A 22552-nucleotide genomic window follows, 5' to 3' on the forward strand; every position below is an offset into this window, starting at 1 on the left:
CGTTAACCGTTCACATATGGGCGCCTGGAGTGCCCAGCCATCTCTCGCCGTGCCATCCCCTCGTCCGTCCGGGACCGGCACGGCGAGAGCCGTTTCACAGGTCGCGCTAAGATTCCAGCCTTTGGGGTGAGCTGGAAACCAACGGGGGATTTGCACGAAATGCGCGTCACGTTTCTGATCCACAACGGCTACGGCGTCGGCGGCACCATTCGCACCACGTGCAACCTCTCGGGCGCGCTCGCCGAGTTGGGGCACGACGTGGAGGTGGTGTCAGTATTCCGGCACCTCCCAGCTCCCCGCTTCTCCTACGACAAACGCGTGCGCCTCCGCCACCTCGTCGACTCCGACAAGAAGAGCTCCGGCTACGAGGGCGACGATCCCGAATTCGCGCTTCCTTCCGCCGATTTCCCGCGCGGCGATCACCGGTACCGCGAGTACAGCGCCCTGACGGACCGGCGAATCGCCGAGTTCCTGGCCGGCCTGGACACCGACGTCATCGTCGGCACCCGCCCCGGGCTCAACGTCCAGATCGCCCGCCAGGCCCCGGCCACCGTCATCAGAGTCGGGCAGGAACACCTGTCCCTCGAAGCCCACTCGCAGCGGCTCGATCTCACTCTGCGCCGCGTCTACCGCAGGCTCGACGCGCTCACCACCACCACCCGCGCCGACGCGGAGGCGTACCGCCGTCGGATGTGGCTGCCGGGCGTGCGGGTGTCCGCCCTCCCCAACAGCGTCCCCGATCCGGGCATCGCCCCCTCCGACTGCTCCGCCCAGCAGATCATCGCGGTCGGCCGGACCGCCCCGGTGAAGCGCTATCCGGACCTGATCAGGGCCTTCGCCCAGGTCGCGGAACAGCGCCCGGACTGGGAACTGCGGATCTGCGGCGTCGGACCCCAGTCCCGTGAACTCAAGTCACTGGTGGGCGAGTTGGAGCTCGCCGACAAGATCAGCTTCCTGGGCAACGTCACCCCCGTCGAACCGGTGATGGCCAAGGCGTCGATCCTGGTGATGTCCTCGCGGATGGAGTCCTTCGGGATGTCCCTCGTCGAGGCCATGCGGGTCGGGCTGCCCGTGGTGAGCACCGACTGCCCGCACGGCCCCCGCGAGATCATCACCCACGGTGTGGACGGCCTGCTGGTACCGCCGGGTGACATCGACGCCCTGGCCGGAGCGCTCCTGGAGCTGATCGACGACGAGCCCCGGCGCCGGCGCATGGGCCAGGCCGGGCTGCTGAAGGGCGCCCGCTACGACCCCGAGCCGATCGCCGAACAGTGCGTGGCCCTCTTCCAGGAACTCCTGGACGCACGCAGCACCGGCGTCGGCGTCGGCACCGGCACCGGCACCGGCACCGGCACCGGTATCAACATCGGCACCACCGCACCTCCGCAACCCCCCACCGTCTTCCTGCGCGCGACCGCACACACCGCCGCCGCACTCATGGGCGTGACCGCCACGAAGGCACGCCGGATACCGGGCGCCCTGAAGCGACGGCTGCGTGCCCGTCTGGGAAAGCCGCCCAAGGGCCAGTAGGCCGTGCCGGCCCTTCCGGGAACCTCGGTGTGACTCGGAGGATCACTCTCACCGGCGTGCGATAGGTTCCCCGCCATGACCGACCCCCGACCGCTCGTCTGGCCGCCCGCCCCGATCAGGACCGAGCGGCTCGTGCTCCGGGAGTCCGAGGCCCGGGACCGCGCGGCGGTCATCGAGCTGCTCACCTCACCGGAGGTGAACGTCTACCTCGGTGGCCCTCGGCCGCGTGCCGAGCTCGAACGCACGGTGCCCGAAATACCCGGTCGGCGTCCCGGCTTCTTCGTGGTCGAGCTCGACGGAGCGGCGATCGGCACGATCCAGCTCGACCCGCACGCCCCCGAGCCTCCGGGCCATCACCGTCTGAAGGCCGGGGAGACCGAGCTCGGCTACCTGTTCCTGCCACAGCAATGGGGACGCGGGTACGCCACCGAGGCGTGCACAGCGGCACTCGACTGGTTCGCCGACGCACTTCCCGGTGAGCCCGTGGTGCTCTACACCCAGACCGCCAACGTCCCCTCGATACACCTCGCGGCGAAGCTCGGGTTCACCGAACTGGAGCGATTCGAGGCGTACGACGCCGAGCAGTGGTTCGGCGTACGGCCGTCGGCCACGCAGCCCGGTTGAGCCAAGTCGCATCAGGACCGGCGCCAGGACAGGTCCCAGGACCTTTCCGGCGGCAGGTCCTAGCCGATCGTCACCGTCTTCTGCACCGTGACCTGGTCGATGTCCGATGTCCGCACGGTGGCCTTCATCGTCCAGGTGCCTGCCAGTGGGAGGGTCAGGCCGTCGGTGGCCCAATAGCCGCCCTTGTCCGTGAGTTCGGCGTCGATCGGTCCGACGTCCTGCTTCGGCAGGGTGAAGGTGAGGCGGAGTTCGGGGACGGTCGCGAGCCCGCCGTCGGGACCGAAGACCACGGCCTGGACGGAGTTCTCGCCCACCCGGCCGGGCGCCAGATCGATCTGGACCTTGCCGCGCCCGCCGGGGGTACCGACGTCGAAGGGGATCAGCGTCGTCGAGCCGGTGGGCTGGTCGGCGGCCACGGTCGCGGCCGCCGTCTCGGTGGCCGCCCGCCCCGGCTGGGTACCGGTCAGCACGGTGGTGATCACCAGCACGACGATCCCGACGGCGACCTCGGCGAACACGGAACGCCGCAGCGCCCGCCGGTACACATCGGACTCACCCCCGGCCCGACCGATTCGTACGTCGCCGGAGGCCACCCCCGCCCCACCAGCCTGTACGTCGCCTGAGGCCACCCCCGTTCCATCGGCCTGTACGTCGCTGGAGGTCACGTCAGCCCGTACGCCCGCCGAGCCGCCCGGAGCCCCGACCACCTCCGGCACCCGTGCCCTCTCGGTCACCGGCACGGACACGGACACGGACACCGGCTCCGGAACCGCCAGCCGCCCCGTCCAGCGCCGCGAATAACCCGCCCCCGCCAGCAGAAGCAGCACCGCACACAGCTTGACGAGGAGGATGCGGCCGTACGACGTCGAGGTCAGGGCGTCCCAGGAGCCGAGGCCGCGCCAGGACTGGTAGACGCCGGTGGCGGTGAGGACGGCGACCGAGGTGAGGGCGAGCCGGGAGAAGCGGCTGACGACAGCCGCGGGGACGGGTTCGGCCGGGCGGTGGAGCGCGACGAGCAGGGCGGTCAGGCCGCCGAGCCAGACCGCCATGGCGAGCAGGTGCAGTACGGAGGAGACCATCGCCACCGGGACCTGGATCCCGGCGGACGCGTGCTCGGCGGCGGCCCAGGTGACCGCCAGCCCGAGGGCGAGCAGGCCGCCCAGTGCCCACACAACGCGCCCCCGCTCCCGTACTCGTACGGGGTAGAAGGCCACCGCCCCCAGCAGTACAAGCCGTGCCACCAGTGCCACCCCGGGCCTGCTCGTCAGCGTGTCGCGCAGTACCGCCGGATCGAAGGCCGCCCCGAGTCCGCTGCCCCGCTCGTACGGGCCGCGCAGGAGCACCAGGGCGAGGGTGGAGACGAACAGGGTCCACCAGCCGGCCACCAGCAGCCGGCGCACGCTGCCCGGGAACCCGCAGGCCAGCACGAAGACGGCGGCGCCGATGAGCACGGCGAGGCCGCCGTAGGCGACGTAGCGGGTGATGTCGTAGAGGTTGCTCGCGACGGTGTCCTCGGCGGAGGCGGTGGGCAGGACGGCGGCGGTCGCGGAGGGTTTGCCGATGGAGAAGGTGAAGGCGCCCGAGACCGGGTGGCTGTCCGCCGAGACGACCCGCCAGGCCACGGTGAAGGTGCCGGTGCCCATGTCGTCCGGGAGGGTCACCAGGGCGGTGTCGGAGCGGTCGCCCGCGTGTGCGGGCTTGCCCGTGTCGACGCGGGCGTTGTCCGGAGTGATGACGCGGAAGGAGTCGTCGAGCAGGCCGACGGACTCGGTGAACGTCAGCGTGATCTGGGTGGGGGCCTCCTTCAGCACGCTGCCGTCCTGCGGATCGGTGCCCTTCAGCGCGGCGTGCGCGGACGCGCCGCCCACACCGCCGAAGAGCACCAGGACCAGCACGGTGCCCAGCAGCGCCAGTCCCCGGACGATGTGCCGTCGCGCTCGCTGTCCGCTCACGTACCGTCTCCGTATCCGCATGTCCTAGCCGCGACCCGCATTCCCCCGGTCCCGGATATGTACGGACGACAGCGGCATCCTGCTCACCCCCGCGGCGCGGAACCCTCCGTGAGGGCCTCCTCCGCGAAGGCCCTCTCCCGTGTGAGGAAGGCGAGCCGGGCCGGCTTCTCCGGCAGGTGGACATCGGGCAGGTCGATCTCCGGCAGCACGATCTCCGGACCCGGGACGAAGCCCTTCCTGGTCAGCATGGAGATCGCCTTCGTGTTGCGCGCGTCGGGCTCGACCACGACCCGCTGCCGGTCGAGGCCGACCAGCGCATACGTGATGAACGCGGCCAGCAGCCGGGCCGACCAGCCGTGCCGCCCGCCGCCGGGTCCCGCGGGCCCGATCAGCAGGTGGATCCCGATGTCCCCGTCCTGGACGTCGTAGCACTCGCTGACCCGGTCCGCGGCGGGCTCGTACGTCTGGAAGAGCGCGGCCGGTTCGCCGTCCTTGACCGCGAGGAAGGCGTGGTGGGTGTCGAGCGAGTCCAAGTGCAGGTAGATCTCCAGCACCTGCTCCTTGCTGAGCCCGTTCATGCCCCAGAACCCGGCTCGCTCCTCGCTCACCCAGCCGTGGACGACGTCCAGGTCGGCGTGCGGGTCGAGGGGCAGGACACGGACGGTCCCGAAGCCGTCGACGAGCTCTTCGTGGACGGCTTCGCGGCCCCCGGCGTACGGCTCAGTCCGCATGGTTCTCCTTGGTCAGTGTGTTCCAGTCGGTGGTCACCGGGGCCAGATCTCCCCTGAGCCACAAGGGGAGTTGGTCACGGTGGTGGGCGGCCCCCGGGACACCGTCGGCGCCGAACGGCACCACCCAGAGGCTCTGGTCCCGGTCGGCGAGATCCCATACGTAACGGGCGGCCGGACCGCGCACGCTCAGATCGGTCAGCCCCGGGACCGTCGAGGTGCAGAGCACACAGTCGTGGTCGCCGGAGAGCCCCGGTTCGTCGTACGACGTCTCCGCGACCGCCCGCCAGGGAGCGAGGCGGTGGGTCTCGCCCCAGGTGCGCGGGGTCCAGGTGGCGGCCACCTCCTCGACCGCCGCACGCACCACCGCGGCGCGATCGATGCCGTACAACTCCTCGGCCCTCAGCAGGCTTTCGAGGGCGAAGGCGACGCGTGGGGTGAGGGCGAGCCAGGGAAGGAAGATCTCCGGGTACGGGGGCGGGTCGGCCAGCACGGCAAGAGCGGGGTGCGCCGCGAGCCGTCGTACGACCGCACTGCGGACCGCCGCGAACGCCGCGGCGCCGACACTCCCGGCGTCCATGTGCCGGTCCCAGCGCAGGAGTTGGTCCCGCAGGGCGAGGGCCGGCGGGCTCAGCCCCTCGCGGAGAGCGGCGAGATGGTCGAGCAGGGCCCCGGACGAGGCGAGATGCGTGTCCATGTGAACGGCGGCCATGTCTCCGGCAGCCCATTTCGCCCGGGATCCGAGGAGTTGAGCGATACGCGCGGCGCGATGCGGAGCGGCGAACTCGACACCGAAGGGAGTGGCCGGCCCGCGCTGATTGGCCATGACGGCGATCTCGCCGGCACCGGCGTGGGGCATCTCGTCGTGCCAGCCCCGCCACTCACGCCCCGGCTCCCACGCGTCCACGATCCTCGTCCGGTTGTCCGCGCTCCGAACCGGAACCCGTCCCGCGACCCGGTGCAGCAGCCCGCCCTCGGTGTCGGCGGCCTGCACGACGTTCACGGGCTCGGCCCAGAGGTCGAACGCCCGGTCCACATCGGCGACTTGACGGGCCCGCAGCAGCGGAAGCAGCGCACTGAAGCCAAGGTCCTCGGTGACGCGGGGCGGATAGCGGAGGCTGATGGACTCCTCCGCACCGGTCCCCCCGGTGATCACGGGCCCCCGCTCCGTCTCGATCACCTCGACCTCGACGGCCGGCCCCCCGGCCACCTCCACGCTCTCCACATGCCGCGGCGCGGGCCGCCACTCGCCATCCGGGCCAAGGGCCTCGACGTCCGCCGACCCCGCAGGCCCGACCCTCCGCAGCCGCTCCCGGTAGAGGTCCTGGTAGTCGGCCATCGCGTTGGTGATCGCCCAGGCGACGTGGCCCGTGTGAGCGAAGTGGGCGATGCCCGGCACGCCGGGGACGGCGAGGCCGACGACGTCGAACTCGGGGCAGGCCAGCTGGATCTGCTGGTAGACGCCGGGATCCTCGATGAAGCGATGCGGGTCGCCGCCGATGACCGCGTGCCCGGTGACGGTCCGCGCGCCGCTCACCAGCCACCCGTTACTGCCGGAGGTACCGGGCCCGTCGATGGCGAAGAGCTCCACGGCCTCCGCGCCGAGCTGCCGCACGACCTCCTCGCGCCACAGTTTGGCGGGGAATCCGGCGAAGAGGATGTGCGTGCCGAGCCAGACCCCGAGCGGCGCCCATGGCTCCCAGCGCCCGGGCACGAGCCCGGTCTCCGCGAACTCACCAGCCCGCCGGCCACCCTCAACGAGCCCCTCATTGACCCCTTCCACATACGAGATCACCCACGCGGCGGTCTCGGGATCCCGTCTCTCCAGGGCGGCGAAACAGCGCCTGGCGGTGTCGTCGAGCCGCGCCTGCCGAGCGAACCGGTCCCACCCGAGAGCCTCGGCGCCGAGGAACCCGGCGGAGGTGCCCTGGAAGCGGTGCCGCTCGACCTCCAGCTGCCAGGCGCGGTCCACGGCGGTGACCCGGCCCTGTGCACGGGCGAGTTCCAGAGCGCTGTCGGCGCGCAGGTGAGGGATTCCCCAGGCGTCACGGTAGATCTCGACAGTCACGGTTCATCCCTACTCTTCTCAGGTTAGGCTAACCTAACCGGCTTCGGGGAGAGATCGTACGTGAGGGGTGGAGAAGGCATGGATCAGGGGCACGGCCCGGCACCTCCCCGCCGGGCGGGTGCAGGCGCCGGGCGGGTGCAGGTGGCGGGCGGGTACAGGCGCCGGGCTACTGGCGCACGCCGGGCTACTGACGCGCGGCCTGACGCCGTACCCGCCATCATCGGTCCATGGACGTCACCCTCCACCTGGCCCAGCAGCCCGAAGCCGACGAACTCCTCGGCCGCAGTCCCCTGGCAGCCCTCGTCGGCATGCTTCTTGACCAGCAGGTTCCGATGGAATGGGCGTTCGCGGGCCCGTACACGATCGCCCAGCGCATGAACGCCCAGGACCTCGACGCGCACGAGATCGCCGCGTACGACCCGGAGGCCTTCGCCGCCCTCCTCTCCACGAAGCCTGCCGTACACCGCTACCCCGGCTCCATGGCCAAGCGCATCCAGCAGCTCTGCCAGTACCTCGTCGAGCACTACGCCGCGGACGCGAGCGCCATCTGGAAAGACGCCACCACTGGCGACGAACTCCTCCGGCGCCTCAAGGAGCTCCCCGGCTTCGGCCCCCAGAAGGCCCAGATCTTCCTGGCCCTCCTGGGCAAACAACTGGGCGTACGCCCCAAGGGCTGGCGCGAGTCCGCGGGCCCCTACGGCGCTCCCGATTCCTTCCGCTCAGTAGCCGACATCACAGGCCCCGACTCCCTGACAAAGGTCCGAGCCCACAAACAGGAAATGAAGGCAGCAGCAAAATCCGCAAAGGCAGCCGGCCAATAGCCCGAACGCCCCACGGCCCGCAGCCCGAAGACCGCCGAAGCCCCGAAGGCCGCCGAGCCGGGGTTGGAAGGTGTTAGTGCCGCCACCCGCAGCCGAATGGCGGCGGAAGGGGGCGTGCCGGTACGTCCAGATGCCCGTCGCGTACGCCCGCGTCACCGGACCCCCGCACCCTTGCCCGACGCCTGATCCGGCGGCGACGGGCGGGACGTACCGGCACGCCCCCGACCCACCCACTCACTCACCAGCACGGGCCGCCACGCACCCGCACCCGCACGGGCACCGGCACCGGCACCAGCCGGCAGGCACACGCACACGCACACGCACACCACGTCCTCCACTCGGTCCACCCCGGTGGCAAGGCCCCCCGAACCGTCCCCAGCATGAGACATGACCGAGGAAAGAGACGCACCCCCCGCCCCGCTGGACGGCGGCCCCCTGAACCTCCTCACCCGCAGCGCCTGGCAAGCGGTCCTGGCCGCCGGAATCGCCGCGCTCGCACTGGGCGTCATGGTGCTGGTCTGGCCGGGCGCATCTCTCCTCGCCGCAGGCGTCCTCTTCGGCCTCTACCTGCTCGTCAGCGGCGTACTGCAACTGGCCGCCGCCTTCGGCACACACGCGGCGACATCCCTGCGGGTGATGGCCTTCATCAGCGGCGCCCTTTCCATCCTGCTGGGCCTGTTCTGCTTCCGCGGCGCGATGCAGTCGATCCTGCTGCTGGCCCTGTGGATCGGCATCGGCTGGCTGTTCCGCGGCATCACCCAGACCCTCGCCGCCGCCTCCGACCCGGACGTACCGGCCCGCGGCTGGCAGGTCTTCCTGGGGATCGTCAGCCTCCTCGCCGGAATCGTCCTGATCGTGTCGCCCTTCGAGTCGGTCGCCGTCCTCACCCTCGTGGGCGGCTGCTGGCTCCTCGCGGTGGGCATCACGGAGATCTTCACGGCGTTCCGGATCCGCACGCTGGCCCGCCATGTCCCACGCGCCCTCTGACAAGGCAGCGCTTCGTCGTCAGTGCCGCACCCGCCCGGTACGCCAAGAGGGCGGATCTCGCACCGACCCGATGAACGACCGGCCCCCGACGGGGACATGACGTGACATGAACCCAAGGGTGCTCGTCCTGCTGGTGGTCGCGATACTCGCGACGACCCCGCACCCCGCCGCGCTCGCGGCGCCCCTCGGCGCGATCACCAGCGAGGCCCCCGCGGCCCCCGCCGCGCCCGCCGCCGAACCCGACGTACACGACACGGCCCTGCGCCCACCCGCCCGCCAGGGCCACCGCCCCGTCACCCCCCTGCGCCCCGCACCCCACCCCAGGGCGGCGCACCCGGAGCCGACCCTCCACCGCCGCCCCCACCCCGTACCCGCGCCACCACCCCTCTCCCCCACCCTGCGCGCACTGCGCTGCGTGGTCCTGCGCTGCTGAGAGTCCCGGCCTCCGAACCCGTGACCCACTCACTCACTCATCAGCGAACGCAAGGACAACCCCCATGCCCAAGGACCCCTACGCGGTCCTGCGCGCCCTGCTGCGCGCGGACGCCGTACGCAACGCACCGAAGCCCCAGCCCCGCCCGCTCCCGGACGGACAGCAGTACAAGACACCCCCGAAGAAGACCGAAGCCGGCTAGCACCGAGGTGGCCGCCCCCTCCCCGAAGGGGGCGGCCACCCCAGGCCCGTCCGTCGGGACACCCCCGTCCGTCGTGACGCCAGTCCGTCGTGACGCCCGTCCGTCGTGACGCCCGTCCGTCGTGACGCCCCCGCCAGCAGCCCTACCGCTTCCGCCGGGCCGTCCCGAACAGCGACCGGGTGATCTCCCGCCCGATCTGCGTCCCCACCGACCGCGCAAGCGACTTGAACATCCCACTGCCGACAACCTGCTCGACCACAGAGGCATCCTCCCTGGACGCCCGGGGCGCCTTGGCCCGTCCCTTCCCGGGGGCCGTCGCCGCTTCGGACGCCGCCGCCTCGCGCGCCGCCCCCGCGGCCTCCGCACGCGCAGCCTCCGCACGCGCAGCCTCCGCACGCGCAGCCTCCGCACGCGCTGCCTCCGCCGCCGTGAGCTTCTCGTACGCGGACTCACGGTCCACCGCCTGCGCGTAGCGCCCGTACAACGGCGACCCCTTCACCGCCGCGTCGAGGGCGCCCGCGTCGACCGGCCCCATCAGGGACTCCGGCGCCCGCAGCCGCGTCACAGCGACCGGTGTAGGTGCGCCCTTCTCGCTGAGGACGGTGATCACGGCCTCGCCGGTGCCGAGGCCGGTGAGGACCTCCTCCAGGTCGTACGGCGAGTTCGGGAAGGTCTTCACCGTGGCCTTCAGCGCCTTCTGGTCGTCGGGCGTGAAGGCGCGCAGGGCGTGCTGGACGCGGTTGCCGAGCTGGCCGAGGACATCGGCAGGTACGTCCTTCGGTGTCTGCGTCACGAAGAAGACGCCGACCCCTTTCGAGCGAATGAGACGGACGGTCTGTGTGATGGAGTCCAGGAAGGCCTTCGACGCGTCGTTGAAGAGCAGATGGGCCTCGTCGAAGAAGAAGACGAGCTTCGGCTTGTCGGCGTCGCCGACCTCCGGAAGGTCGTGAAAAAGATCGGCGAGCAGCCACATCAGAAAGGTCGAGAAGAGCTGCGGCTTGTCCTGGACCGCAGGCAGCTCCAGCACGGACACGACACCCCGCCCGTCCCCCGCCACCCGCAACAGCTCGCTCGTGTCGAACTCCGGCTCCCCGAAGAAGGGACTCATGCCCTGTGCCTCGAAGGCGGTGAGGGAGCGCAGGATCACGCCCGCCGTCGCGGTCGAGAGCCCGCCGATCCCCTTCAGCTCCGCCTTGCCCTCGTCCGAGGTCAGGAAGGTGGCGACCGCGCGCAGGTCCTTCAGATCGACCAGTTCCAGGCCCTTCTGGTCGGCGTAGTGGAAGATCAGGCCGAGCGACTGCTCCTGGGTCCGGTTGAGCTGGAGCACCTTGGAGAGCAGTACCGGTCCGAAGCTCGTGATCGTGGCCCGTACGGGAATGCCGTTCCCCATGCCGCCGAGGGCGTAGAACTCGGCGGGGAAACCGGTCGCGGTCCACTCCTGCCGCACATCGGCGGCGCGCCCCTGGACCTTGTCGTTCGAAGCGCCCGGCGCCGAGATCCCCGAGACGTCGCCCTTGATGTCGGCGAGGAAGACGGGCACACCCTGCGCCGACAGCTGCTCGGCGACCAGCTGGAGGGTCTTGGTCTTGCCGGTGCCGGTGGCGCCGGCGACCAGCCCGTGCCGGTTCAGCATCGGCAGCGGGATGCGGATCTGCACGTCGGGCAGGCACCGCGCGTCCCAGAGCAGCGCGCCCAGATCGAGGGCGGGCCCCGAGAAGGCGTACCCGGCGGCGATCTCCACGGCTTCCTTGGGGAGAGCGGCGGCGCTGCCGATCACCTCGGGAGCGCCTCCGGCCGTCGCCGGATCACCACCACTCACCTCCTGAGCACCACCACCCGTCGCGGGAGCGCTCCCCGTCGTCTGAGCGGCAGCCGCCGCGGATGCGGTCCCAGCAGTGGCCGGAGGTACGGTCTCGCTGTCACTCATATCAGGCCCTTGCTTCCGCTTTGCCCTGATTTACGGCGTCTTTTCCAGAGTCGCACTCGGTCGCCGAGGCTGCGCCCGGAACGTCTTGACCGGTAGGCTTTCCGTGTGATCTTCAAGCGCATCGGAAACGGCCGGCCGTACCCCGACCACGGCCGGGAAAGCACCCGGCAGTGGGCGGATGTCGCGCCGCGCCCGGTCCGCCTCGATCAGCTGGTGACGACCAAGGGCCAGCTCGACCTGGAAACGCTGCTCGCCGAGGACTCCACGTTCTACGGCGACCTCTTCGCGCACGTCGTGAAGTGGCAGGGCGATCTGTACCTGGAGGACGGCCTGCACCGCGCCGTCCGAGCGGCGCTCCAGCAGCGCCAGGTACTGCACGCACGCGTGCTGGAACTGGACTGACCGACGCGTGTTGACCCTTTTGGGTTGGACTGCGCGCGGGAGAATGATCATCTAGTAGTTATCGTCGCCGCGGAGCACTACGCTGCGCCCATGAGCATGCTCACTCCCCCTGGCATGGGCGGCCAGTACCGGATCACGGGGGACAAGTACCCGCGGATGCGCCGACCCCGCGGGCGGCGCAGGCTCGCGTTCCTGGTCGTCGTCTCCGTCGCCGCGATAGGGCTGATCGGCTGGGGAACCCTCCAGCTCATCGACGTCTTCACGGGCGGCGGTGACAAGGCCGCGGCGGCCGGCCCCAAGGCGGACTGCGCGTCGAAGGCGAGCCCCTCGGCCAGCGCCTCCGCGACCTCCGCCACCTCCGCCGCCGCCAAGGCACTGCCCAAGCCGGGCCAGATCACCGTGAACGTCTTCAACGCGACGCCCCGCAGCGGGCTCGCCAAGGAGACCGCGGACGAGCTGAAGAAACGTGGCTTCCGGATCGGCGACGTGGGCAACGCGGCGGACGCCTACGACAAGAAGGTCCAGGGCGCGGGGATACTGCTCGGCGCGAAGGGTGCGGCCCAGGCCGCTCTGCCCGTGCTGAACACCCAGCTCTCCGGCGCCCAGTTGAAGACCGACGGCCGCGCGAAGGCCGATCAGGTCGACCTGATCATCGGCACCGCCTTCAAGAACCTGACAGCGAAGGAGGACGCCGACAAGGCGCTGGCCGTCCTGGCCCAGCCCCGGCCGACGCCCTCCGCCACGAAGAACAGCTGCTGAAGGACGTACGGACAGTAGGTACGTACAGGCAGTAGGTACGTACGTGCCTACTCGGCAGCCCCGTACATCCGGTCGCCCGCGTCCCCGAGTCCCGGCACGATGTAGCCGTGCTCGTTGAGCCGCTCGTCGACCGACGCCGTCACGACGGTCACCGGCGTGCCCGCCAGCTCGCGCTCCATGAGCTCGACGCCCTCGGGGGCGGCCAGGAGCACCACGGCGGTGACGTCGTCGGCGCCGCGCTTGATCAGCTCGTGGATCGCCGCGACGAGGGTGCCGCCGGTGGCCAGCATCGGGTCGAGGACGTACACCTGGCGCCCGGAGAGATCGTCCGGCATGCGGGTCGCGTACGTGGACGCCTGGAGCGTCTCCTCGTCGCGCACCATGCCCAGGAAGCCCACCTCGGCGGTCGGCAGCAGCCGCACCATGCCGTCGAGCATGCCGAGGCCCGCCCGCAGGATCGGCACGACGAGAGGGCGCGGGTAGGAGAGCTTGACGCCGGTGGTCGGGGAGACCGGGGTCACGATGTCGACCTGCTCCGTGCGCACGTCCCGCGTGGCCTCGTAGGCGAGCAGGGTGACCAGCTCGTCGGCGAGCCGCCGGAAGGTCGCGGAGTCGGTGCGAAGGTCGCGCAGAGCGGTGAGCTTATGGGCGACCAAGGGATGGTCGACGACGTGGAGACGCATGTCCACAACAGTAGCCGGGCCCCGGGCGCCCGCCACTGCCCCACCGGATACGGTCCCGCTCCTCCCTTGACCCGTCCGCTGGCATCAAACCGCCCATCAGGGGGAAAGTGGCAGGGACGGACCTGGGGTGGTGAGCCTGTGCGAGACCGGGACGAGGAGTTCCCCGAGCGGCTGGAGACGGATGCCGAGCGCCGACGGCGCCGCGCCCAGTTCCTCCGCGACCTGGCCGAGGCACGCGAGCTGCGCGACCGCGTCCAGCCCCGCCGCGCCAAGACCGCACGCATGCGCCACGCCATGCGTATGCGCACGTTCCGCTGGTGATCACGCGGTCGTGCCGGTAGCCACGCGCCGCGTGCACAGCGTCCGCCGACAGTCCCGCGAGGTGCTTGCGCGCCCTTCACCGGCAGCCGCACCATGTGCTTGAGCGCCCTTCACCGGCAACCACGCCGTGCGGGTGCGCGACATCCGCCGGCGACCCGTCCGCGCGCCGCCCACGCCGTGAGGGCGGGGAGGTGCGTACGTGGTGCCGACGGCCGCGTACGATCCGCTGTTAGCGATCAAAAGAGGCAGACACAGCAGGCCGAAGACGTCCCCTGAGGGCTCTGTTTCTGCCACGATTCCGAGTGGGTGGGGCTCGGAGAAACGCGCCCCGCCCACAGCCTCCGCCGGGGGGATCCCCAACCGGCACGCCTATGACAGTGGGAGAGTCACGGTGTACTTCGCCGCACTGCTCGCGCGCACCGAAGACGGGTGGGAAGCGAGCGACACAGAGCTGGACGATGTGGAGACCCTGTCGGATCTGACCGATCTGGCCCGTGAGGCCTCGGAGGAGGCCGACACGGTACTCGTTCTCATCGAGCAGGAGGACGCCTGGTTCGGCGTTCTCCGCCTGGATGGCGAGGAGGACCCTCGTATCTACGTCTCGGACGCCGCCGCGGCTGCCCGCAGCTCGTACGGCGAGATCCTGCTCACGGACGAACTGCTCGGAAGGGAGCCCGGCGACGACGATGTCGCCGACCTCGACTCCCTGGACCTGGACGGCACGGAGGACGGTGAGCCCGACAACGAAGTCGACTCCGACCAGGAGGACGAGGAAACCGGCGCTTCCGGCGAGGCCGTGTCGCACAGCCCCGTCGGGGACCGCGACATCCTCGCGGATCTCGGCGTCAGCGAGAAGGAACTGCTCGCCCTGGACGAAGGCGACGCGCTCAGCACGATCGCCGACTCGCTGGGAGCGGCGGAGGTCCTGGAGACCGTCCGTTAGGTTCCTCGGCCGGACAGGTCCTAGGTTCCCCTGGTGAGCACTGCCAAGGAGACCCCGCAACTCGATCCGGTACGCGACCGCTGGCGGGCCGCGATGCGGCTCGCCCTGGACGAGGCCCAGCTTGCCGTCCGGGGCGGGGATGTTCCCGTCGGCGCCGTCGTACTGTCCACGGACGGTACGACGGTGCTCGCGACCGGGCACAACGAGCGCGAGGCGACCGGCGATCCGACGGCGCACGCCGAGGTCCTCGCGCTCCGCAGGGCCGCCGCCGAACTGGGCGAGTGGCGGCTTGTCGGCTGCACACTTGTCGTCACCCTGGAGCCCTGTGTCATGTGCGCGGGCGCGCTGGTGCAGTCCCGGGTGGACCGGGTCGTCTACGGCGCCCGCGACGAGAAGGCCGGTGCGGCCGGCTCCTGCTGGGACCTCGTACGTGACCGTCGGCTCAACCACCGCCCCGAGGTGATCGAGGGCGTCCTCGCCGACGAGTGCGCGCACATACTCACCGACTTCTTCCGCGACCGCTGACCGCACCGGCCGAGCCCACTATCCGTCCCCCGATCCGCTCTCCGATCCGCTCTTCGGTCCGCTCTCCGACAGGTGCCCGATGCGTCCCTGATGCGTCCCCGATGATCCCCAGGAGTGCGGGAAACGGATTTCTGAGCACGCCCCACCTTGGGGTAAGGTCTCTCTCGGTAGCGTGTCCGAGCGGCCGAAGGAGCTCGCCTCGAAAGCGAGTGTGGCGCAAGTCACCGAGGGTTCAAATCCCTCCGCTACCGCTTGAGAAGGGTCCCGTCGGAAGGCGGGGCCCTTCGTGCGTTCGCAGCCTGCAAAAGGCCGCGACCAGCGGGCCGTTGGGCCGAAAAGAGGGTGTGAAGGTTACACTCGCCGCCGTCAACAGGGCCCCACCGGGCGCAGCAGTCACAGGGGAGGCCGCGATGGCGGTGAATTCGAAGAAGATCGCCGTCTATGTGCTCGTGGTCTTCGCGCTCTACGTGATCATCACGGATCCGGAGACGGCGGCCGGCTACGTCCAGATAGGGTTCGAAGGCATATCGAACGCCGCTCAGGGCGTCGGCGACTTCATGACGTGGATCGCCAACGGGGCTTAGGACTGAGCCGAGAACCGCACCACCAGGGAGTGCCCGTGATCCGCCATCTGGTCCTCTTCAAGCTCAACGAGGGTGTCAAGCGCGACGACGCGAATGTCGTCGCGGGCGCCGCCGCGTTCCGTGCGCTCGGCGAGCAGATCCCGGAACTGCGCTTCTGGGAGTGCGACTGGAACATCACCGAACGACCCATCGCGTACGACTTCGCGATCAACTCCGCCGTCGACGACATCGACGCGCTGAAGCGGTACTTGGAGCACCCGGCGCACCAGGCGGGCGTCGCGCTGTGGCGTGAGTTCGCGACGTGGGTGATCGCCGACTATCCGTTCTGAGCCGCCCGGCTCGTCCTTCCGAGGCGCACCACCCGGAGCTCCTCGCCGCAACCGGCGAGGGGCTCTTTTGCGTCTCGGGTCCCAACTCTCCCTAAATCTCGTTCAACACGGCGTTATGGGGTGCTTGCACACAGTGCACATGTCTTGTGATGCTATGACCGCTTTTGACGGATGAGTTGATGGATCTGACGGATGATAGAGGTGGAGTTGACCGTGCCGGCCAGTACTGCGCCTCAAGCACCGCCGCAAGCACCACTGCAGGCCTCGCCGCAGACACCCCTGCAGACATCCCTGCAGGCCTCCCCGCAGGCAGCCCCGCAGGCTTCACCGCAGACACCGCCCCAGATCTCGGCCCAGGCACCACAGTCGCCGCACGAGCCGCAGACCTCACACGCACCGCCTGCACCGCACGGGCCGCAGGCGCCGCACACACCGCAGGCGCCGCCGCAGGACGTCGTGATCGTGCAGGACCCGCCCCAGGACGCCGCCCCGGAGCGACGCCGCGGCGCCGACACCCGGGCCCTCACGCAGGTGCTCTTCGGTCAGCTCAAGGAGCTCCAGCCGGGCACCCCGGAGCACGACCGCGTACGCGGCGCGCTCATCGAGGCCAACATCCCGCTCGTCCGGTACGCCGCCGCCCGCTTCCGCAGCCGCAACGAGCCGATGGAGGACGTCGTCCAGGTCGGCACGATCGGCCTGATCAACGCGATCGACCGCTTCGACCCGGACCGGGGCGTGCAGTTCCCGACCTTCGCGATGCCGACCGTCGTCGGCGAGATCAAGCGGTACTTCCGCGACAACGTCCGTACCGTCCACGTACCGCGTCGGCTGCACGAGCTGTGGGTGCAGGTGAACAGCGCCACGGAAGACCTCACGACGGCCTTCGGGCGCTCGCCCACCACCGCGGAGATCGCCGAGCGGCTGCGGATCACCGAGGAGGAGGTGCTGTCCTGCATCGAGGCCGGACGCTCGTACCACGCGACCTCCCTCGAAGCCGCCCAGGAGGGCGACGGGCTGCCCGGACTGCTCGACCGGCTCGGCTACGAGGATCCGGCCCTCGACGGGGTCGAACACCGCGACCTCGTACGCCATCTCCTCGTACAACTGCCCGAGCGCGAACAGCGGATCCTCCTCCTGCGCTACTACAGCAATTTGACGCAGTCACAGATCAGCGCGGAACTGGGCGTGTCCCAGATGCATGTGTCAAGACTTCTCGCCCGTAGCTTCGCGCGCCTCAGATCCGCAAACAGGATCGAGGCGTAACCGGTAAGAGCGAATCGCTCACCGGCGTCTTTTCCGGTCCTTCAGCGCTGAAAAACCGTCAGACCCCCTCTACCCAGGGCCTATTCACCCCCTCCGTGTCGACATATCACTTCAGCGTGTTGCCGACATGTGACATTCTGCGGCTACCGCGTTTGCCGCGGCCCCGCCTCCGGTATTCAGGTGGAGGCTGCGTTCCTCCGACGGGAGCGTCCGCCGCGACCGTCCGCGACCCAAAGGGGGTGGCATGTCCGCAGAACAGGGCAGCTCGAAGGTGCTCACGCTCACGAAGAGCGAACCCGCGCCCGACGCGCTTCACCATGTCGATGTTCCAGCCCTTCCGGCCCCCGATGCCGCTCCGGCCGCCCAAGCCGTCCCGGCACCGGCGACCTCAGGGGCCATCGACACCCGCACCCTGTCCCGCTCCCTGTTCCTGCGGCTCGCCGCACTGGGTGAGAACAGCCCCGAGCGTGCCTACGTCCGGGACACCCTCATCGAGCTCAACCTCCCGCTCGTCCGGTACGCGGCGGCACGCTTCCGCTCCCGTAACGAGCCGATGGAGGACATCGTCCAGGTCGGCACGATCGGCCTGATCAAGGCGATCGACCGCTTCGACTGCGAACGCGGCGTGGAGTTCCCGACGTTCGCGATGCCGACGGTCGTCGGCGAGATCAAGCGGTTCTTCCGCGACACGTCCTGGTCGGTGCGCGTCCCGCGCCGCCTCCAGGAGCTGCGGCTCGCCCTCACCAAGACCAGCGACGAGCTCTCCCAGAAGCTCGACCGCTCGCCCACCGTCGCCGAACTCGCCGTCGCGCTCGGCGTGTCCGAGGAGGACGTGGTCGACGGCCTCGCGGTCGGCAACGCGTACACGGCGTCGTCCCTCGACTCGCCCGCCCCCGAGGACGACGGCGGCGAGGGCTCCCTCGCGGACCGCCTCGGTTACGAGGACACCGCTCTGGAGGGCGTCGAGTACCGCGAGTCCCTCAAGCCGCTGCTCGCCAAACTGCCGCCCCGCGAGCGCCGGATCATCATGCTCCGCTTCTTCGCGAACATGACCCAGTCGCAGATCGGCGAGGAGGTCGGCATCTCGCAGATGCACGTCTCCCGGCTCCTGACCCGGACGCTCTCGCAGCTCCGGGAAGGGCTGATCTCGGACTGAACCGCCCGCGGGGCCGGTGTATCGGCGGCACGACCAGCCGGCCCTGGGGGTTCACATCTGACGGTTCGTCAGCCACGCTGACGCGATGCCGCGCCGACAGTCGATCCGGGTGAATTCGTGGTCGCCGAGGGGCTCTTGTGGGCGCCTCGGCGGCTGTGGTGCGTCCAGGGTCTGGGGTCCAGGGCCTGGGGCCTGGGGCCTGGGGAGCACACTCGGCGCCGGGGACGGCTGGGCTGCGGGGCGGTTGCGTCGCCGTGCAGCATCCCGCGTCCGGGCCTGCGGTGACATCCACGGGGGACGTGCAGTTGATTCCCCTGGGCCCTCCGGAGGAGGCCTCGGCGTCCGAGGGCGCCAAGAGGGCGGCAGGGAGCGGGACTTCGGGCGGGGCGGAGACCCCGGACGACGGAAGCGGCGTACTCGTGCCGGGGACTGCGGCTGCGGCTGCGGCTGCGCCAGTCGCTCCCGGAGACGGACGTACGACATCGCCGGGCGATGCGGAATCCGGCCGTACGGGCGGGAGTTGTGGCTCGCAGACACCGGCCCGCTCACCCCCTGCGACTCCCACGGAGCCCAAGCCGGACGCGCTCACCCTTCGGCATCCCGGAGCGCGAGAGGCCGACTCGGCATCCCGGAGCGCGAGAGGCCGATCAGACGTGTCCGTGGACGGACGCGGCGGGGCGCCTGCTCCCCCGCGCACCCCGTCCCCGTACATCGCCGTGCGAGGTGGATGTCGCCCGGCGGCGCGCGACCCCCGACGCCACGAGCGGCAGGGGCACCCGCCGCGTCGGCGACCGGAACGGCGTTCTACTTGAGGGCGAGCCAGGCCACCGCGGCCACGACCGCGACGGCGAGGACGACTCCGATGATCAGGCCGATGCGGGGGCCCGCCGGAGCGGCCACCGCCTGCTGCTGCCGGCCCTGGGGGGCCTCGTCGACGAATGCGCGGAACATCTGGGTGCTTCCCGCGGGGTCGTGGTTGCCCTCGGGGCCCTGGGTGTTTGCCATGGCCCAGGACACTAGCGAACGCGGGACGGTTGCCCAAGTGCGGGGGTTCCGCCCTCGGCCCTCCGCGGCCCCCGCGCCGGTCGGAATAGCACGCTCTGAGCCCACTCCCACCTGCGAGTTTACGTTCGCCAATGCGTGCCTTTGCCAAGGCTTTAGGTCGCGATCCTCCGATTTAGTTTGCCTGTAACAACCAACCTCTTTATCGTTGCCCAAGGCAACGAATCAAGGAGGGGCGATGGCCGAGCAGACGCAGTACGAGGAGTTGGCTCGTCAGCTCAGCGCCATCGGTGCCGTCAAGCGGGACCTGGCGCGCATCCTGCCGCCCGACTGCCCCGCGGGTTCCGCCGCCGTACTGACGCTGCTCGGCCGGTACGGCGAGATGCGCATGAGCCGGCTCGCCGAGCTGCTGGCCGTGGACATGTCGGTGACCAGCCGCCATGTCGCGCACGTCGCGGACCGGGGCTGGATCGGACGGTCCCCCGACCCGGCCGACAGACGCTCGCGCATCCTGCGCCTCACCCCCGCCGGACACGAACGGCTCGACGAGCTGTCCCGGCGCACCTCGCGCCTTCTCGCCGACCGGCTGAGCGGCTGGTCCGACGACGAGGTCGGGCTCCTCATCCACCTCATGGGCCGGCTGCGCGAGAGCTTCGGCGACTGCCGCGCCGCCATCCCTCACCGGCTCCCGGCGGAACACGAGCCGACGGCGCCGGACCCGGCCACCCGTACACCCGCATGAGTACGAAAGTACGCAACAGAAGGAAGCCCATGGCTACAACCACACCGTCCGGTGTGCGGGCGCACGCCAAGCACGGGGGCGGGTCCTCCGGATCCGCCGCCGGCGCTCCGATGACACACCGGCAGATCATGGAGGCGCTCTCCGGGCTGTTGCTCGGACTGTTCGTCGCGATCCTGTCGTCCACGATCGTCACCAACGCGCTCCCCGAGATCATCGGCGACCTGGGGGGTGGCCAGTCCGCCTACACCTGGGTCGTCACGGCCTCGCTGCTGGCCATGACCGCGACGACGCCCCTGTGGGGCAAGCTCTCCGACCTGTACAGCAAGAAGACGCTCGTACAGATAGCGCTCATCGTCTACGTGCTCGGCTCGGCCGCCGCCGGACTGTCGCAGAACCCCGGGATGCTGATCGCCTGCCGTGTGGTGCAGGGCATCGGCGTAGGCGGTCTGTCCGCCCTCGCCCAGATCATCATGGCCGCGATGATCTCCCCGCGCGAGCGCGGGCGTTACTCCGGCTATCTCGGCGCCACCTTTGCGGTCGCGACCGTCGGCGGTCCGCTGCTCGGCGGTGTCATCACCGACACGTCGTGGCTCGGCTGGCGCTGGTGCTTCTACGTCGGTGTGCCGTTCGCCGTCGTCGCGCTGATCGTGCTGCAGAAGACCCTGCACCTGCCCGTCGTGAAGCGCGAGGTGAAGGTCGACTGGGGCGGCGCGTTCTTCATCTCCGCCGCCGTCTCGCTGCTGCTGATCTGGGTCACCTTCGGCGGCAACAAGTACGACTGGGTGTCCTGGCAGACGTACGCGATGGTCGGCGGATCGGTCCTGCTCGGGCTGCTGTTCGTGCTCGTCGAGTCGAGGGCGAGCGAGCCGATCATCCCGCTGCGGCTGTTCCGCAACCGCACCATCACCCTCTCCTCCATCGCCTCGCTCTTCGTGGGCGTCGCGATGTTCACCGGCACGGTCTTCTTCAGCCAGTACTTCCAGCTGGCCCGGGACAAGTCGCCGACGATGTCCGGCGTCATGACCATCCCGATGATCGCCGGTCTGTTCCTCTCCTCCACCGTCTCCGGCCAGGTCATCACCAAGACCGGCAGGTGGAAGTACTGGCTGGTCAGCGGTGGCGTCCTGGTCACCGCCGGGCTGGGCCTGCTGGGCACCATCCGGTACGACACGGTCTACTGGCACATCGCGGTCTTCATGGCGCTCATGGGTCTCGGGGTCGGCATGATGATGCAGAACCTGGTGCTCTCCACGCAGAACCAGGTGGCCCCCGCGGACCTCGGCTCGGCCAGTTCCACGGTGACGTTCTTCCGTTCCCTCGGCGGCGCGATCGGCGTCTCCGCACTGGGTGCGGTGATGGCCACCCGGATCACCGACTACATCAAGGACGGCCTGGCCGGCCTCGACCCCAAGTACGCCTCGCTGGCGGCCGGTTCCAGCTCCGAGAGCACCATCCCGGACGTCGACAAGCTGCCCGCGCCGCTGCGCACGATCGTGGAGAGCGCGTACGGCCACGGCATCGCCGACGTCTTCCTGATCGCCGCGGCAATGGCGCTGCTCGCCTTCCTGGTGACGCTGTTCATCAAGGAGGTCCCGCTGCGGACCTCGGGCGGCCTGGCGCAGGCCGCGGAGGCTTCGTCCGCCGAACAGAAGGTCCCGAGCTGGGCCGAGGCGCGGCCGGAAGCAGCCCCCGAAGACCCGCAGCGGCCCACGACCTCCGCCCCGCCGGAGAGGGAGACCACCCCCATGGCCACCACACCCATCGGAATTCCGGTACACGGGTACGTCCGCGGCGCCGAGAGCGCGCCCGTGCCGCAGGCCGCGGTCACGCTGATCTCGTCGGCAGGACGGCAGTTGGGCCGCTCGGTCGCGCAGGCCGACGGCTCCTACGCCGTGGACGCGCCCGGCGTGGGCAGTTACGTCCTGATCGCCTCCGCCGACGGTTTCCAGCCGCAGGCCTCGACGGTCCTGGTGAGCGACGGGCCGGTCACCTACGACATCCTGCTGAGCGGCACGAGCGGTCTGAGCGGTGTCGTACGGGCCTTTGAAACCGGAACCGCGGTCAAGGACGCCATGGTCATCGTGACCGACGTGCGCGGTGACGTACTGGCCACCGGAACCACCGGTGAGCAGGGCGAGTTCACCTTCGCCGAGCTGATCCCGGGCGCCGTGACCGTCGCGGTCAACGCCGCCGGACACCGGCCCGTGGCCCTGCCGGTCGAGGTCACAGGCACCGGTCCCACCCGGGTCGAGGTCGAACTCGCCCCCGGCGCCCTGGTCCAGGGTGTCGTACGGGCACAGGGCAGCCCGCTCGGCGATGCCCGGGTCACGCTGGTGGACGCGGCAGGCAACGTGGTCGGCACCGCCAGAACCGGCACGGACGGGGCGTACGCCTTCACCGACCTGGACAGCGGCGAGTACACGGTCATCGCGACGGGCTACCCGCCGGTGGCCACCGCGCTCACCGTCAACGGCCGCGGCGTCGACGCACACGACATCGAACTCGCCCACCCCGGCGAGTAGTTGGACCCCGGCCCGTGGGGCGCGCGCTCTGAGCGGAGGCGCGCCTCCA

General features: G+C 70.4%; 23 protein-coding genes and 1 tRNA gene. 18 read left to right on the forward strand and 6 right to left on the reverse strand.

Going from position 1 to position 22552, the window contains the following annotated elements; all coding sequences use genetic code 11:
- Positions 1-159 precede the first annotated feature (159 nt).
- On the forward strand, positions 160-1530 hold the full coding sequence (locus ACFYPC_RS19490; RefSeq protein WP_388677531.1) for a glycosyltransferase family 4 protein: 1371 nt from the start codon (positions 160-162) through the stop codon (positions 1528-1530).
- 75 nt (positions 1531-1605) lie between these two features.
- Positions 1606-2154 carry a GNAT family N-acetyltransferase gene (locus ACFYPC_RS19495; protein WP_388677534.1) on the forward strand — a complete coding sequence of 183 codons (549 nt, stop codon included), beginning with the start codon at positions 1606-1608 and terminating at the stop codon, positions 2152-2154.
- A gap of 59 nt (positions 2155-2213) precedes the next feature.
- On the opposite strand, the gene ACFYPC_RS19500 is transcribed toward ACFYPC_RS19495, so the two are convergent.
- The 3 genes from ACFYPC_RS19500 to ACFYPC_RS19510 all read right to left on the reverse strand — a co-directional run bounded on the left by ACFYPC_RS19500 (position 2214) and on the right by ACFYPC_RS19510 (position 6902).
- Positions 2214-4127: a copper resistance CopC/CopD family protein gene (locus tag ACFYPC_RS19500; protein ID WP_388677537.1), complete on the reverse strand. Its 1914-nt coding sequence runs from the start codon at positions 4125-4127 to the stop codon at positions 2214-2216.
- A gap of 62 nt (positions 4128-4189) precedes the next feature.
- Positions 4190-4837, reverse strand: coding sequence for a GNAT family N-acetyltransferase (locus ACFYPC_RS19505; RefSeq protein WP_388677540.1), 648 nt, complete (start codon positions 4835-4837; stop codon positions 4190-4192).
- Complete coding sequence (locus tag ACFYPC_RS19510; RefSeq protein ID WP_388677543.1) at positions 4827-6902, reverse strand: penicillin acylase family protein; 2076 nt, start codon at positions 6900-6902, stop codon at positions 4827-4829. The genes ACFYPC_RS19505 and ACFYPC_RS19510 overlap by 11 nt, the downstream gene beginning before the upstream one ends.
- 227 nt (positions 6903-7129) lie before the next feature.
- On the opposite strand from ACFYPC_RS19510, the gene ACFYPC_RS19515 reads away from it, so the two are divergent.
- From ACFYPC_RS19515 to ACFYPC_RS19530, 4 genes are all read left to right on the forward strand, one after another.
- Positions 7130-7723: an HhH-GPD-type base excision DNA repair protein gene (locus ACFYPC_RS19515; RefSeq protein WP_388677546.1), complete on the forward strand. Its 594-nt coding sequence runs from the start codon at positions 7130-7132 to the stop codon at positions 7721-7723.
- Between the two features lie 387 nt (positions 7724-8110).
- The gene (locus ACFYPC_RS19520) at positions 8111-8710 is read left to right on the forward strand and encodes an HdeD family acid-resistance protein (protein ID WP_388677549.1); all 600 of its coding nucleotides are present in this window, start codon (positions 8111-8113) and stop codon (positions 8708-8710) included.
- 106 nt (positions 8711-8816) lie between these two features.
- Positions 8817-9143, forward strand: a complete 327-nt coding sequence (locus ACFYPC_RS19525; protein WP_388677552.1) for a hypothetical protein — start codon at positions 8817-8819, stop codon at positions 9141-9143.
- Positions 9144-9207: 64 nt separating this feature from the next.
- Positions 9208-9345 (forward strand): hypothetical protein, encoded by a 138-nt coding sequence (locus ACFYPC_RS19530; RefSeq protein WP_388677554.1) that lies wholly within the window; start codon positions 9208-9210, stop codon positions 9343-9345.
- Positions 9346-9487: 142 nt separating this feature from the next.
- On the opposite strand, the gene ACFYPC_RS19535 is transcribed toward ACFYPC_RS19530, so the two are convergent.
- The gene (locus tag ACFYPC_RS19535; RefSeq protein ID WP_388677557.1) at positions 9488-11272 is read right to left on the reverse strand and encodes a helicase HerA-like domain-containing protein; all 1785 of its coding nucleotides are present in this window, start codon (positions 11270-11272) and stop codon (positions 9488-9490) included.
- Between the two features lie 105 nt (positions 11273-11377).
- Here ACFYPC_RS19535 and ACFYPC_RS19540 point away from each other — a divergent pair, with 105 nt between their 5' ends.
- Both ACFYPC_RS19540 and ACFYPC_RS19545 read left to right on the forward strand, forming a co-directional pair.
- The gene (locus ACFYPC_RS19540) at positions 11378-11674 is read left to right on the forward strand and encodes a type II toxin-antitoxin system VapB family antitoxin (RefSeq protein ID WP_003999914.1); all 297 of its coding nucleotides are present in this window, start codon (positions 11378-11380) and stop codon (positions 11672-11674) included.
- Positions 11675-11788: 114 nt separating this feature from the next.
- The gene (locus ACFYPC_RS19545) at positions 11789-12433 is read left to right on the forward strand and encodes a LytR C-terminal domain-containing protein (RefSeq protein ID WP_388678077.1); all 645 of its coding nucleotides are present in this window, start codon (positions 11789-11791) and stop codon (positions 12431-12433) included.
- Between the two features lie 47 nt (positions 12434-12480).
- Here the strand turns inward: ACFYPC_RS19545 and upp are convergent, their stop codons facing one another.
- The gene (gene upp, locus ACFYPC_RS19550; RefSeq protein ID WP_388677560.1) at positions 12481-13116 is read right to left on the reverse strand and encodes a uracil phosphoribosyltransferase; all 636 of its coding nucleotides are present in this window, start codon (positions 13114-13116) and stop codon (positions 12481-12483) included.
- A gap of 138 nt (positions 13117-13254) precedes the next feature.
- Between upp and ACFYPC_RS19555 the strand changes: the two genes are divergently transcribed.
- From ACFYPC_RS19555 to ACFYPC_RS19590, 8 genes are all read left to right on the forward strand, one after another.
- Positions 13255-13437 carry a hypothetical protein gene (locus tag ACFYPC_RS19555; protein WP_385730814.1) on the forward strand — a complete coding sequence of 61 codons (183 nt, stop codon included), beginning with the start codon at positions 13255-13257 and terminating at the stop codon, positions 13435-13437.
- Positions 13438-13828: 391 nt separating this feature from the next.
- Positions 13829-14380: a hypothetical protein gene (locus ACFYPC_RS19560; RefSeq protein ID WP_388677563.1), complete on the forward strand. Its 552-nt coding sequence runs from the start codon at positions 13829-13831 to the stop codon at positions 14378-14380.
- Between the two features lie 93 nt (positions 14381-14473).
- Positions 14474-14905 carry a tRNA adenosine(34) deaminase TadA gene (gene tadA / locus ACFYPC_RS19565; RefSeq protein ID WP_388678080.1) on the forward strand — a complete coding sequence of 144 codons (432 nt, stop codon included), beginning with the start codon at positions 14474-14476 and terminating at the stop codon, positions 14903-14905.
- Between the two features lie 166 nt (positions 14906-15071).
- Positions 15072-15156: transfer RNA gene (locus ACFYPC_RS19570), tRNA-Ser, on the forward strand.
- A 159-nt stretch (positions 15157-15315) separates the two neighbouring features.
- Positions 15316-15489 carry a hypothetical protein gene (locus tag ACFYPC_RS19575; RefSeq protein ID WP_388677566.1) on the forward strand — a complete coding sequence of 58 codons (174 nt, stop codon included), beginning with the start codon at positions 15316-15318 and terminating at the stop codon, positions 15487-15489.
- 35 nt (positions 15490-15524) lie between these two features.
- Positions 15525-15818 carry a Dabb family protein gene (locus ACFYPC_RS19580; RefSeq protein ID WP_388677569.1) on the forward strand — a complete coding sequence of 98 codons (294 nt, stop codon included), beginning with the start codon at positions 15525-15527 and terminating at the stop codon, positions 15816-15818.
- Positions 15819-16163: 345 nt separating this feature from the next.
- Positions 16164-17081, forward strand: a complete 918-nt coding sequence (locus ACFYPC_RS19585; protein ID WP_388678083.1) for a SigB/SigF/SigG family RNA polymerase sigma factor — start codon at positions 16164-16166, stop codon at positions 17079-17081.
- Between the two features lie 244 nt (positions 17082-17325).
- Positions 17326-18237 carry an RNA polymerase sigma factor SigF gene (locus ACFYPC_RS19590; protein WP_388677572.1) on the forward strand — a complete coding sequence of 304 codons (912 nt, stop codon included), beginning with the start codon at positions 17326-17328 and terminating at the stop codon, positions 18235-18237.
- An 804-nt stretch (positions 18238-19041) separates the two neighbouring features.
- On the opposite strand, the gene ACFYPC_RS19595 is transcribed toward ACFYPC_RS19590, so the two are convergent.
- Complete coding sequence (locus ACFYPC_RS19595) at positions 19042-19242, reverse strand: hypothetical protein (protein WP_388677575.1); 201 nt, start codon at positions 19240-19242, stop codon at positions 19042-19044.
- Between the two features lie 235 nt (positions 19243-19477).
- On the opposite strand from ACFYPC_RS19595, the gene ACFYPC_RS19600 reads away from it, so the two are divergent.
- Together ACFYPC_RS19600 and ACFYPC_RS19605 are read left to right on the forward strand one after the other, a co-directional pair.
- The gene (locus ACFYPC_RS19600) at positions 19478-19981 is read left to right on the forward strand and encodes a MarR family winged helix-turn-helix transcriptional regulator (protein ID WP_388677578.1); all 504 of its coding nucleotides are present in this window, start codon (positions 19478-19480) and stop codon (positions 19979-19981) included.
- A gap of 29 nt (positions 19982-20010) precedes the next feature.
- Positions 20011-22503, forward strand: coding sequence for an MFS transporter (locus tag ACFYPC_RS19605; RefSeq protein ID WP_388677581.1), 2493 nt, complete (start codon positions 20011-20013; stop codon positions 22501-22503).
- The last annotated feature ends 49 nt before the right edge of the window (positions 22504-22552 follow it).

Source organism: Streptomyces sp. NPDC005808, assembly GCF_042871385.1.
GTDB lineage: Bacteria > Actinomycetota > Actinomycetes > Streptomycetales > Streptomycetaceae > Streptomyces.